This window comes from Candidatus Soleaferrea massiliensis AP7 (assembly GCF_000820765.1).
Classification (GTDB): domain Bacteria; phylum Bacillota; class Clostridia; order Oscillospirales; family Ruminococcaceae; genus Soleaferrea; species Soleaferrea massiliensis.
The window spans coordinates 96023-108518 of the sequence record NZ_CCYH01000027.1 but is presented as its reverse complement, the minus strand read 5'-3'; the positions used below and the strand labels follow the sequence as shown (position 1 = coordinate 108518).

8 protein-coding genes are annotated in these 12496 nt (G+C 55.6%); 2 read left to right on the top strand and 6 right to left on the bottom strand.

Annotated features, from left to right (window positions below):
* The first annotated feature begins 12 nt into the window (after positions 1–12).
* Positions 13–3738, top strand: coding sequence for an efflux RND transporter permease subunit (locus BN348_RS06320; protein WP_040196978.1), 3726 nt, complete (start codon positions 13–15; stop codon positions 3736–3738).
* A 291-nt stretch (positions 3739–4029) separates the two neighbouring features.
* Positions 4030–4524, top strand: coding sequence for a hypothetical protein (locus BN348_RS06315; RefSeq protein WP_040196977.1), 495 nt, complete (start codon positions 4030–4032; stop codon positions 4522–4524).
* Between the two features lie 465 nt (positions 4525–4989).
* On the opposite strand, the gene tyrS is transcribed toward BN348_RS06315, so the two are convergent.
* The 6 genes from tyrS to dxs all read right to left on the bottom strand — a co-directional run bounded on the left by tyrS (position 4990) and on the right by dxs (position 12405).
* The gene (tyrS, locus tag BN348_RS06310; protein WP_040196976.1) at positions 4990–6216 is read right to left on the bottom strand and encodes a tyrosine--tRNA ligase; all 1227 of its coding nucleotides are present in this window, start codon (positions 6214–6216) and stop codon (positions 4990–4992) included.
* 15 nt (positions 6217–6231) lie between these two features.
* On the bottom strand, positions 6232–7908 hold the full coding sequence (gene recN, locus BN348_RS06305) for a DNA repair protein RecN (RefSeq protein WP_040196975.1): 1677 nt from the start codon (positions 7906–7908) through the stop codon (positions 6232–6234).
* A 28-nt stretch (positions 7909–7936) separates the two neighbouring features.
* Positions 7937–8392 carry an arginine repressor gene (locus tag BN348_RS06300; RefSeq protein ID WP_040196974.1) on the bottom strand — a complete coding sequence of 152 codons (456 nt, stop codon included), beginning with the start codon at positions 8390–8392 and terminating at the stop codon, positions 7937–7939.
* Positions 8393–8398: 6 nt separating this feature from the next.
* A complete protein-coding gene (locus tag BN348_RS06295) occupies positions 8399–9253 on the bottom strand; it encodes an NAD(+)/NADH kinase (protein WP_040196973.1) in 855 nt (284 codons plus the stop codon).
* 405 nt (positions 9254–9658) lie between these two features.
* Positions 9659–10471 carry a TlyA family RNA methyltransferase gene (locus BN348_RS06290; RefSeq protein WP_278247740.1) on the bottom strand — a complete coding sequence of 271 codons (813 nt, stop codon included), beginning with the start codon at positions 10469–10471 and terminating at the stop codon, positions 9659–9661.
* Positions 10468–12405, bottom strand: coding sequence for a 1-deoxy-D-xylulose-5-phosphate synthase (gene dxs / locus BN348_RS06285; protein WP_052446772.1), 1938 nt, complete (start codon positions 12403–12405; stop codon positions 10468–10470). The genes BN348_RS06290 and dxs overlap by 4 nt, the downstream gene beginning before the upstream one ends.
* Positions 12406–12496 lie beyond the last annotated feature (91 nt).

The following is a 12496-nucleotide window of genomic DNA, read 5'->3' as shown; positions in this document are numbered from 1 at the left end:
CGAGGGAATGACATGTTATCAAAATTCAGTGTAAAAAAGCCGCTCACCATCATCCTTTCCGTTCTGTTAATCCTTCTGCTCGGCGTCATCTCGTTCACGATGATGCCGGTCGATCTGCTGCCGAAAATTGACCTGCCATATGCGGCGGTCATCACGGCCTATCCGGGCGCCAGCCCGGAAAAGGTGGAGCTTTCGGTCACCAAGCCGCTGGAAAGCGTGCTGTCCACCACCAGCGGCGTGCAGACAGTCACCAGCATTTCCCAGGAAAATACCAGCATGATCATCTTTGAATTCGGCTACGGGGTCAACATGGACCGCGTGATGATCGATATGAACAACAAGATCGGAACCGCCAAAGCCCAGTTGGACGACGCGGTATCCTCCCCGGTGCTGATGCAGATCAACCCGGATATGATGCCGATCATGATCGCCAGCGTCGACTGGGATGGAAAGGATTCCGCCGCGATCTCCAAGATCGTCAAGGAGGAGGTCGTCCCGTCTTTTGAACGCGTGGACGGCGTGGCATCGGTTGAAACCATCGGCCTGGTCGAGGACAGCCTCAAGGTCACGCTCAATCAGAAGAAGATCGACGCGCTCAACGACAAGGTGCTTCGTTCGGTCGACAGCGGCCTGGCGGATGCCAAACAGGCGATGACGGAAGGTGAGCGGAAGCTCAAAGAGGGCCGCGAAACCTTCGAATCCGAGAAGAGCAGGCAGACAGGCGAGCTGGCCGAAAAGTCCAAGGAGCTTGAGTCTGGCAAGCAGCAGATGCAGCAGGGAATGTCTCAGCTGGCGGGTACGCTCAGCGATGTACAGGCCCAGCGCACACAGCTCGCATCGCTGAAAACCGTGTTGGAGGGGGTAATCCAGCGGCTGGACGCAAGCGCATCGGTGCAGGCGGGTGAGCTGCGGACACTGCTTTCAGGGCTTGTCGAGGCTGGTCTGATCGATGAAAGCACGATGAACAGCATCCTTTCCGAGGCACAGGCGCCGGGCAGCAAGCTTAAAGAACAGCTTGAAGGCCTGTTAAAGCAGCTGGACGACGGCATTACGCAGGCCGACAGCGGCATTTCGGCGATTAAGACACAGCAGAGCACTCTGCAGAAGCAGTTTGACCAGCTTCTGGAGGGGGAAAAGCAGCTGAATCTCGGCAAAGCCCAGCTCGAGGACGCGCTCAGCAAGGCCGACCGCGAGCTTTCCGACCAGGAAAAGCTGCTGGAGGAGAAGAAAGCCGAGATGGAGTCCGCCGAGGAGGAGGCCTATGCGAAGGCCAACTTGAGCGGCGCGCTCACGCCGAAGATGATAAAGGACCTCTTGACAGCGGAGAACTTCTCGATGCCCGCCGGCAGCCTGACCGAGGGCGACGAGAGCTATTCGATCCGGGTCGGCGACCAGTTCGCCGATGAAAAGGAGGTAGAAAACCTTGTGCTGATGGATACCAAGAACGACGACATCGGCGTAATCAGGCTCGGCGACGTCGCGGATATCGGATTTTCCAGCAATGTCGGAGAGATGTACGCGAAGATCAACGGCAACGACGGCATCCTGCTGACCATGCAGAAGCAGAGCACCGCGTCGACCACCGAGGTGTCCGACCTCACACGGCAGACGATGGAGAAGCTCGAAGAACTCAACAGCGGCATGCACATCACCGCGCTGAACGATCAGGGCATTTATATCAACACGGTCATCAACTCGGTGCTGCAGAACCTGCTGATGGGCGGCATCCTCGCAATATTGATCCTGTTTTTGTTCCTGCACCGGTTTAAGCCAACCTTCATCGTCGCGGTCAGCATCCCAATCAGCCTCGTTTTTGCCGTGGTGCTGATGTATTTCTGCGGCGTGACCTTGAATGTCATCTCGCTGGCTGGCCTTGCGCTCGGCGTCGGCATGCTGGTGGATAACAGCATTGTGGTTATAGAGAACATCTACCGGCTGCGCAGCGACGGCGTCCCGGCTGCCAGAGCCGCGGTACAGGGCGCAAAACAGGTTGCCGGCGCGATCACCGCGTCGACCTTGACCACCATCTGCGTCTTTCTGCCGATCGTCTTCACCGAGGGTATTTCGCGGCAGCTGTTCGCGGATATGGGCCTTACCATCGGGTTCTCGCTGGTCGCCAGCCTATTGATCGCATTGACGCTGATTCCGGCGCTCTCCTCTACAATGCTCAAAAAGGCCAGGGAGACGAAGCACAGCTGGTTTGACAAGGTCGTGGATGTCTACGAAAGGGCGCTTCGGTTCACACTTCGGCATAAGGCGATGACGTTGTGCTGTGCGGGCGCACTTCTGGGACTGAGCATCTTCGGCACCACGCTGCTGGGCACCGGCTTCATGCCTGAAACCAACAGCAACCAGATCACCGTCACGATGGAGACGCCGAAGGAGACCACAAAAACGCAGACGCGCGCGCTCAGCGATGAGATCATCTCGCGCATCGAGGACATTGACGGCGTGAAGACGGTCGGCGCGATGCAGTCGCAGGATGAAAACAGCGTCAGCATGTATGTACTGCTGGATGAAAGCCGCAAAAATACCAGCCAGGAGATCGAACGGCTCATCAAGGAAGAGACCGACGGGCTTGACTGCACCGTGGATGCATCCTCCTCCGGCATGGACATCTCGGCGATGGCCGGTTCGGGCATCCAGATCGACATCACCGGCGACGACCTCGACCAGCTGCAGGAGATCGCGCGCGATGTAGCGGGTATCGTGGAACAGGTGGACGGCACGGTCGAAGTTTCCGATGGACTCGAGGAGACCACCAACGAGACCCGCATCACGGTCGATAAAAACAGGGCGATGGAATACTCGCTGACCGTTGCGCAGGTCTATCAGGCGCTTGCGCAGGCCATCCAGTCCGAAAGCAAGGCCACCACGCTGTCGATGGACGGCAAGGAGTACGATGTGATCGTCGTACAGGACCAAGAGAACCTGCCGAAGCACGACAGGCTTGCCGATTACACGATCGAGGGCACAAAGGACGGTGAAACCGTCGATGTGAAGCTCGGCGATATCGCGTCGGTCACACAGGCGCAGGGCCTCCCGGCAATCCATCATGAAGACCGGGCGCGCACGATGTCGGTCACCGCGCAGATCGATCCGGACCACAATATCGGACTGGTGAGCCGCGAACTGGAATCCAAGCTCGCGAACTATGAAGCGCCGGAAGGCTACAAGGTCGAAATCTCCGGTGAAAACGAGACGATCAACAACACGCTCTCCGACCTGGTCAAGATGATCCTTTTGGCCATTGTGCTGATCTACGCGATTATGGCCGCGCAGTTCCAGTCGCTGATGTCCCCGTTCATCGTCATGTTCACGCTGCCGCTGGCGTTCACCGGCGGTCTGCTCGCGCTCTGGGCCGGCGGATTCGACCTGACCATCGTCGCAATGCTCGGCTTCCTGGTGCTGGCGGGCGTGGTCGTCAACAACGGCATCGTATTTGTCGATTACACAAACCAGCTGCGGCTGGACGGCGCGGAGAAGCACGAAGCGCTGATTCTGACCGGACGGCGGCGCATCCGTCCGATTCTGATGACTGCACTGACCACCATTCTGGGCCTTTTAACACTGGCACTGGGCATCGGCTCCGGCTCGGACCTGTTACAGCCGATGGCTGTGGTGATCATCTTCGGACTGACCTACGCTACGTTTTTGACCCTGTTTATCGTACCGGCCATCTATGACCTGCTGATGCGCAAGCCGCTCAAAGCGGTCGATCTGGGTGATGGTGAATAAGCTTCCGAGAGCCCGCAAAAGCCACCCGTTAAACGGCTGATACGTACCGGCCTGAACAGGGCTTGATATCAGCTCACCTTCTGAGCGGAATAAAGCGATGCATCAAGTTATATCCACTATCGGCAATATCCTGAACGGTCCGCCGGCTGATGCGTGTGCTGCTAAAACAGTTATAAGCATCATTTTGTCATCGCGGACCGTTGGTCAGGCTTTTACAGAAATGATATTCTACAGCTTGATACACACCGCAGAGCCGACTATTTCCGATTATTCAGTGAGGAGAATTTGTAAATGAACAGCTTTATAGAAACATTGACAAGCAAGGGCAAGAGCGCCCAGCTGCCCGAAGAATATAATTATTTCGGGAAACTTATCGGCAGCTGGAAACTCGATTATACGGACCACAACATGTCCTGTTCGGTCAAAGGAGAATGGCATTTTTCATGGGTTCTTGAAGGCATGGCGGTGCAGGATGTCATTATTTTGCCTTCGCGAGAAACAAAAACGGAAATCCCACATCCTATCACGGAATACGGCACAACGCTTCGGGTCTACAACCCAGTCACACACGCATGGGATGTCGCCTATGGTTACACAGGAAAAATCATGAGACTTGAAGCGACAAAACAACATGATATGATCGTCCTTACGAACATTGACGATGAAAGAAGGAAGTGGGTTTTTGTCGAAATTGAGGATCATCATTTTCATTGGCAGAATGTTACCGTAAAAGATGACGGCGAATGGTATATCAATGCGGATATATATGCCGAACGCATATCATAGTCTGTGAAACAAGGCGGTACCGCTTTTGGTACCGCCTTGTTTTGTGCTGTCTGTCCTTTCATTTCGAGGGCTGAGCCTCTATAGTAATATTATAATATTTAACCGGCCTACGGCGGCTGCCTTGTCTGCATCAAGATGAAGTGTCCCGATGCGCTCCATTTAAACCGGGGAATTTGGTGCGGGACTGACGCCGCGTGAAAAGCCGCAAGGGAACACCGGATCGAGGCAATAGCTGAGGAAGAATGGGGAAATGGTTACGCCCGGATGAGGTGGAGGAGGAGCGGCTTTGCTATGGATGCGGAACCCATACAAAACCATGATCCCGCGCGAAACATTTGGCGCTGAACTTATCCATATAACCAAAAGAATCTCCCGGCCCGCCTAGACGGCGGAACCGGGAGATTCTAATATGTCCTAATAGCCGAAGCGGTTACGGCCACCCATCTAGAGTCCGTATCAGGATGCTTACAGCGTCACCTTATGATAAACCTTCTTGCCTTTTTTCAGCACAATGTAGCCGTTTTCCGCGAAGTCGTCCCTGTCGACGCTCTCGAATGGGTCGGACACCTTCTCGGAACCAATGGAGATGCCGCCCTGTTCGATCAGTCTGCGGCCTGCGCCCTTGGAATTTGCAAGTCCGGTCTTCACAAGCAGGTCCGCCACGGTGACGGCGCCTTCGGTGAAATCCGCATCGGAAAGCGCGGTGGTCGGCATGTTTTCGCTGTCGACGCCTGCTCCGAACAGCGCCCTGGCCGCTTCCTTTGCCTTTAAGGCTTCCTCTTCGCCATGTACCAGCTTGGTCACCTCAAACGCGAGCAGCTCCTTGGCTTCATTCAGCTGGCTGCCTTCCCAGGATTCCATTGCCTCAATCTCCTCGATCGGCAGGAAGGTCATGAGCTTCAGGCAGTTGATGACGTCCGCGTCGTCAATGTTTCTCCAGTACTGGAAGAAATCATACGGCGAAACCTTCTCCGGGTCCAGCCAGAGCGCGCCGCTCTCGGTTTTGCCCATCTTTTTGCCTTCCTTTGTGGTCAGCAGCGTGAAGGTCATGCCGTAGACCTCCTTCTTCTCCACCTTGCGCGCCAGATCCACGCCGCTTATAATGTTGGACCACTGGTCGTCGCCGCCCAGCTCCAGCGTACATCCGTAGTTCTGCAGCAAGTATAAGAAGTCATAGCTCTGCATGAGCATATAGTTGAATTCGATGAAGGTCAGGCCCTTCTCCAGCCTGCTCTTGAAGCATTCCGCCGTCAGCATGCGGTTGACCGAGAAATGCACGCCGATATCGCGCAGGAACTCCATATAATTGAGCTTCAGCAGCCAGTCGCCGTTGCGCAGAACCAGTGCCTTATCGTCCGTAAAATCGACGAATTTGGAGATCTGTGCCTTAAAACGTTCAGCGTTGCTGTTAATCTGCTCCTTGGTGAGCATCTTGCGCATATCCGTCTTGCCGGTCGGGTCGCCGACCATTGTGGTTCCGGTACCGAGAAGCGCGATCGGACGGTGGCCCGCTCTCTGCATATGCATCATGACGATGATCTGCAGCAGATGGCCCACATGCAGGCTGTCAGCCGTCGCATCGAATCCGATATAGAAGGTGACCTTTTCATTTTCCAGCGCCTTCTTGATCTGATCCTCATGGGTCATCTGGGCGATAAGCCCGCGTCTTTTCAGTTCTTCAAATACTGTCATCGATATACTCTCTCCTTAAAAATCTCTTATATTGGATTGCTCTATGAGCTCCTTCGCGTGATTCAATGTGAGCGCGGTGATGTCGGCGCCGCCGATGATCCGCGCAATCTCCCGCTGGCGTTCCTCCAGCGACAGCGTGTGCACCTGCGTGCGGGTGCTGTTTTCATCCAGATGCTTTTCAATCAGCAGATGGTTGTCCGCAAACGCCGCGACCTGCGCCAGATGCGTGATACAGATCACCTGCCGGCTGCGCGACGCTTCCTTGAGCTTGACGCCGACCCGCTGCGCGGTCTTGCCGCTGACGCCGGTATCCACCTCGTCAAAGATCAGCGTGCCGATCTCATCCTGGTCGGCCAGCACACATTTGAATGCCAGCATGATGCGGGACAGCTCGCCGCCCGACGCGATGCGGTCGATCGGCTTCGGCGGTTCGCCGGGATTGGTCGATATCAGAAACTGCATGCTGTCCATGCCGTTCCTGCCAAGTTCTATGGGCTTTGCATCCACCGAAAACTGCACAAACGGCATCTCGAGAAAGCTGAGCTCGTCACATACCAGTGCGGAAAAACGCTGCGCCGCCGCTTTTCGATCCTCCGAAAGCCGCTTCGCGCATGCCGCCGCCTGTGCGTGTGCCTGCTGCAGTGCTTCCTTCAGCCGGGCGATCTCTTCTTCGGAATCCTGTAATTGCTCGAGCTTGTGGCGGCAGTCCTCATAGTAAGCAACCACCTGCTCCACGGTTTCGCCGTATTTGAGCTTCAGCCGGTAGATCTGATCCAGCCTGCCTTCGATGGCGTCCAGATCGCCGGGATTCGTCTCGTCGTCGTCGAGGTAGCCGCGGATTTCGTCGTTGATGCCCTCCAGCTCGTAGTAGATATCCGTCAGCTTCTGCGCGCATTCCCCAAACATCGGCAGGTAGGAGGCGATATCCTGCAGCTGAAGCTGCGCAAGCCGCACAAGCTGCATCGCGCCCTGCGTGTCGGTATCCCCGTTGATGCTTTCATGTGCCGAGCACAGCGCACCGGAAATCTTCTGCGTGTTCAGCAGAAGCTCCCTTTGCGCGGTCAGCTCCTCCTCTTCCCGGGGTTTCAGCTTCGCCGACTCGATCTCCTCGATCTGGTAGGTCAGGATGTCCTGCGTCTTCGCCTTCTGCGCCTCATCCATCTGCAGCTGTTCGAGCGATTGCCGGATATCCTGTAGCTTGGTGTACAAATCGCGGTACCGCGACAGCTGTGTATGTAATGCGCCGAACCGGTCGATGAACCGGATGTGTTTCTGTTCGTTTAACAGTTCTTCATTGTCGTGCTGTCCGTGAATGCTGATCAGAAGCTGTCCGAGCTGCCGCAGCATGGTGACCGTGGCGGGCTGTGCGTTGATCCTGCAGCTGCCGCGTCCTTCCGCTGAGATTTCGCGGGAGATCAGCAGTTCCCCGTCCTCCATCTCGAAGCCAAGCTCGCGCACCGCATCCTCAGCCGTCCTGCCGATGTCGGTGAACAGCGCGTTGACCACAGCCTTGTCGGCCCCTCTGCGGACGATATCCTTGGAAACCCTGCCGCCCAGGATGGCGCTGAGCGCGTGGATGATGATCGATTTTCCGGCGCCGGTCTCTCCGGTGAAGATATTCAGTCCCCCGGTGAAATCGACGGTGGTCTTTTCAATGACCGCAACATTCCGGATAAACAGATGAGATAGCATATCCTTCCTCCCCTCTGTCTTTTTTCTGCTATTTATCGATGATTTTTTTAAGCTCTTCTATCATATGCATGGTGCCTGCTTCATCCCGCATGACAATCAGGATGGTGTCGTCCCCGGCCAGCGTGCCGACTACGCCGGGCAGGTGCATGATGTCCAGCGCCGCGCAGGCCGCGTTGGCCATGCCGACATAGCATTTGACCACGACGAGGTTGCCCGCATAGTCGACCGAATAGGCCGACTCCTTGAAGATGGAATAGAACTTCGAAGCCATATCCACGCCCTGATCGTTGGTGGATGCCGCATACTTGTAATTTCCATTATAGGAGAGAGTCTTGATCAGCCGAAGCTCCTTGATGTCGCGCGACACCGTCGCCTGCGTAACATCGAAGCCGGATGTCTTCAGCGCTTTGAGAAGCTCTTCCTGCGTGTCAATTTCCCGCTCTGAGATGAGTTCTAAAATCTTGGCGTGTCGTTTGGTCTTCATACAGTTCTAACCCCTTTTCATTATTTTTTCGCCCAGCACCTCGTAATAATCCCGGTGCCCCAGATTGACGAATTCCGCGTAGATATCCGCCTTTTTGACGGTGACGCGGTCTTCCTCCTCTATTTTGATTGCCTTCTCACCGTCCACGGTGAGATACAGCTCGTTTTCACTGTTGATATAGACGTTCTCCACCGTAAGCTCTTTTTCCGGCGAGAAGATGATCGTCCGCGAGAAGAGGGAATGCGGACAGATCGGGGTCATCGAGATGCAGTCGAACACCGGGTCGATGATCGCGCCGCCCGCCGACATGGAATAGGCGGTCGAGCCGGTCGGCGTGCAGAAGATGATGCCGTCCGCGCGGTAATCGCTGACAAGCTTCCCGTCGCAGAACACCTTGAGGTCCACCATGCGCGCAAGCTCGCCCTTGGTCAGCACCACATCGTTGAGCGCATAAAAGCATGCCTTTTCGCCCTTCTTGAGGATCTCCACCTGCAGAAGCATCCGCTTGTCGACGGTGTAATCCCCTTTGACAAAGGCGTCCAGCCAATCGAGATCGGTTTCTTCCAGCTGTGCGAGAAAACCCAGCCTGCCGACGTTGATTCCAAGCACCTGCTTACGGTATTCGATCGCATGTTTCGCACTGTGGATGATCGTGCCGTCTCCGCCGATGGCGATAATTGCATCGCACCGCCGGACGTTCTCATAAAAATCGCCGTACTGCACATCGCCGCGGCTGAGACTTTCTCGGTAAGCGTCCGACATCAGAACCGAAACGCCGAGGGAAGACAGCTTGTCTATTACACTGCAGGTGCACTGCAGCGCATTTTTTTTATCCAGATTCGGCATTAAAACAACGTTCATTCTCTGCAACCTCGTTCACAGCGGGTAATTCCGCCGTGTCATTCCTGAAAAAGTATCGTTCTGTTATCCGGCCTGTCCTGCTGGTTCCCCTTGATTGCCTGAGGTGTCCCCATCGATTCAGATAAGTTTGTCCCCAATGGCAGACTTCAAGGGATACTGGACGGAAATAACCGTATGCGTTCATCAGTCGATCATCCTGAAGCCTGCTGTTCATAAAAGAAAGACCGATGAACTGTGGCAACGCGGATGTTGACTTCTATATTCTTCGGTTTTGCTTTTTATATGATTCTGAATATAAGATCGGTATGTATATTCAAATCCCAGAATTCATTCCTTTTACTGCGGTTCCCCTGAATGATTTCTGATGCCCTCGAACGGTTTATGGATAAAGGAACTGTGCTTCTGCTATGCATCTCTGTCCAAAGTGCTGTGGGAAAGCTCCACCAGCTGTTTCACATTCGGTTCACAGGCTTCTTCGCCCGGTAAAACCGACAGGTACATCAAATATTCGATGTTGCCCTGCGGCCCTTTGACCGGAGAAAAATCAAGCCCTTTGACATGATATCCGCTTTCGAGCGCAAACGCCAGGGTGTTTTGCAATACCTCCCGGTGAACATCAGGATCGCGCACCACGCCCTTCTTGCCGACCTTCTCGCGTCCGGCCTCAAACTGCGGCTTGACCAGTGCGACGATCTCGCCGTCCTGCCGCAGAAACGCCTTCAGTACCGGTAAAACCAGCTTTAAGGAGATGAACGCGACATCGATGCTGACGAAGCCGACAGGCTCGGGCACCTGCTCTTTGGTCAGATGCCGGACATTGGTCCGTTCGAGGTTGACGACCCGTTCATCGGTGCGCAGCTTCCAGGCGAGCTGTCCGTAGCCGACATCCACCGCGTAGACCCGGCTTGCGCCGCTCTGCAGCATGCAGTCGGTGAAGCCGCCGGTCGATGCGCCGACATCCATGCACACCTTATCTGTCAGGCAGATGGGGAAGCTCTGCATGGCCTTTTCGAGCTTCAGCCCGCCGCGGCTCACATATTTCAAAGTATCTCCGCGCACCTCGATGTGATCCACCCCGGTTACCGGGGTGCCGGCCTTATCCTGTTTCTGCTGATTGACGTAAACCTGTCCCGCCATGATCAGCGCTTTGGCCTTTTCGCGGCTCTCTGACAGCGAACGGTTCACCATGGCGATATCCAATCTGATCTTTTCGCTCACGTATTTTTCTCCTGTTTCTCAATGTTCTGCCGGACAAACGACTCGATGCCGCCGGCATCCAGCCCCAGCCGGTTCAGCAGCCGCTCAACCGGCGCATGGTCGACATACCGGTCCTCGATCGCCCGGATATGATAATGTCCCGCGTAATCCGCCTCCTGCAGCAGACTGCCGAAGTGCTCGCCGATGCCGCCCTTGCGGATGCCCTCCTCAACAAAGAAGACCCGTTCGTACGGCAGCGCAAGCTCGATGCACGCGGGCGGGATCGGGCTGATCTGACAGAGCTTGAGCACGAATACATGGTATCCCAGCGCGCAGAGCTTCTTAGCCGCGCCGCAGACGGGTGCGATCTCCCTGCCGTAGGAGACAAGCAGAATCCGCTGCTTGTCCGCCGGGGCAGCCGGACCGTTTTTGGAAAGCGCGATACCGCCGGAAAAATGCTCCTGTGTCAGCAGATGATAACTGTCGGTGACCGACTGTAAATCCTTTTCTATGACCGGCTCCTTGCCGCGCGGATACCGCAGCGCACAGATGCCGGTTTCCTCATACAGGCATTTCTTCAAGCAGAGCTCGACCTCCCGGTAATTGGACGGGGAGTAGAGCTTCATGTTCGGGATGGCGGACAGATAAGAGGCGTCAAAGATGCCCTGATGGGTTTCGCCGTCCTCCCCAACCAATCCCGCGCGGTCCACCGCCAGCACGATGTGGGCGTTTTCGATCGCCGCATCGTGAATGACCTGGTCGTAGGCGCGCTGTAAAAAGGTCGAATAAACCGCAAAGACCGGCAGCATCCCATTGCGGGCCAGCCCCGCCGAGAAGGTCACCGCGTGCTGCTCGGCAATGCCGACGTCGAAGAAGCGTTCGCGGTATTTCTTCGCGAAGAACTGCAGTCCGGTGCCATATTTCATCGCGGCAGTCGTTGCGCAGATGCGGGAATCCTCATTCGCCAGGCTGACAAGGCACATGGGACTAACGGGTGAGTAGTTTTCATCGGTCAGGTTGCTGAAGTCCCCGGTCAGCGGATTGAATTTCGAGACGCCGTGGTATGCGCCGGGATTGTTTTCGGCAAAGCTGTAGCCCTTGCCCTTGATCGTCTTGATGTGCACAAAGACCGGACAGGCCAGCCGCTGCGCGAGAGTCAGCGCCTTGAGCAGGCTTTTCAGGTCGTGGCCGTCAATCGGCCCCAGATAGACAAAGCCCAGCTCCTCAAAAAAGGTGCTGTGATATAGGATCTGCTTCACGACCGATTTGGAGGTGAGCAGGGTTTCTCGAAGCTTATTTCCCACCAGCGGGAGGTGTTTGAGCGCGTTGTCCAGCGTATTTTTAAATTTCTGATAAGAGCTTTTCAGCCGGATGTTGGACAGATAGTTGGCCAGTGCGCCGGTGCTCTTGGAGATCGACATGTCGTTATCGTTGAGTATGATGATAAGGCGGTCGCTCGACTTGCCGGCGTTGTTCATGCCCTCATAGATCATGCCGCCGGTGAAGGAGCCGTCGCCCAGCACCGCTATGACCGAATGGTCGTTGTGATGCAGCGTATTGGCCTTGGCAAGCCCGCAGGCCGCCGAAATCGAGGTGCTGCTGTGCCCTGCGATAAACGCGTCGTGGATGCTTTCATTCTGCCTTGGAAATCCGGACAGGCCGCCCTCCTGCCGCAGTGTCTGGAACCGGTCCTTACGGCCGGTCAGAAGCTTGTGCGTATAGCACTGGTGGCCGACATCCCAGACAATCTGGTCGTTCGGCGAATCGAAGATATAGTGCAGCGCGACGGTCAGTTCCACCACACCGAGATTCGAAGCTAAATGCCCGCCGGTGACCGATACGGTCTTGATGAGCTCATACCGGATGCAGTTGCAGAGGATGGGTAGCTCGTCCAGCGAGAGTTTCTTGACATCGTCCGGGGAATGGATATCATCCAAGATATTCTGCCCTGACATCATATCCCCTCCATTTCCATTTGATTTTGGGATGGGTACCAAGCAGCTGCCGCAAATCGTCTTGCTGTGCGGCTGTCGAAGAGCTTCGGCG

Coding starts and splice junctions, on each gene's coding strand:
- BN348_RS06295 (WP_040196973.1), bottom strand. CDS start 9,253: ATGAACGTTGTTTTAATGCCGAATCTGGATAAAAAAAATGCGCTGCAG.
- BN348_RS06315 (WP_040196977.1), top strand. CDS start 4,030: ATGAACAGCTTTATAGAAACATTGACAAGCAAGGGCAAGAGCGCCCAG.
- dxs (WP_052446772.1), bottom strand. CDS start 12,405: ATGTCAGGGCAGAATATCTTGGATGATATCCATTCCCCGGACGATGTC.
- BN348_RS06320 (WP_040196978.1), top strand. CDS start 13: ATGTTATCAAAATTCAGTGTAAAAAAGCCGCTCACCATCATCCTTTCC.
- BN348_RS06300 (WP_040196974.1), bottom strand. CDS start 8,392: ATGAAGACCAAACGACACGCCAAGATTTTAGAACTCATCTCAGAGCGG.
- tyrS (WP_040196976.1), bottom strand. CDS start 6,216: ATGACAGTATTTGAAGAACTGAAAAGACGCGGGCTTATCGCCCAGATG.
- recN (WP_040196975.1), bottom strand. CDS start 7,908: ATGCTATCTCATCTGTTTATCCGGAATGTTGCGGTCATTGAAAAGACC.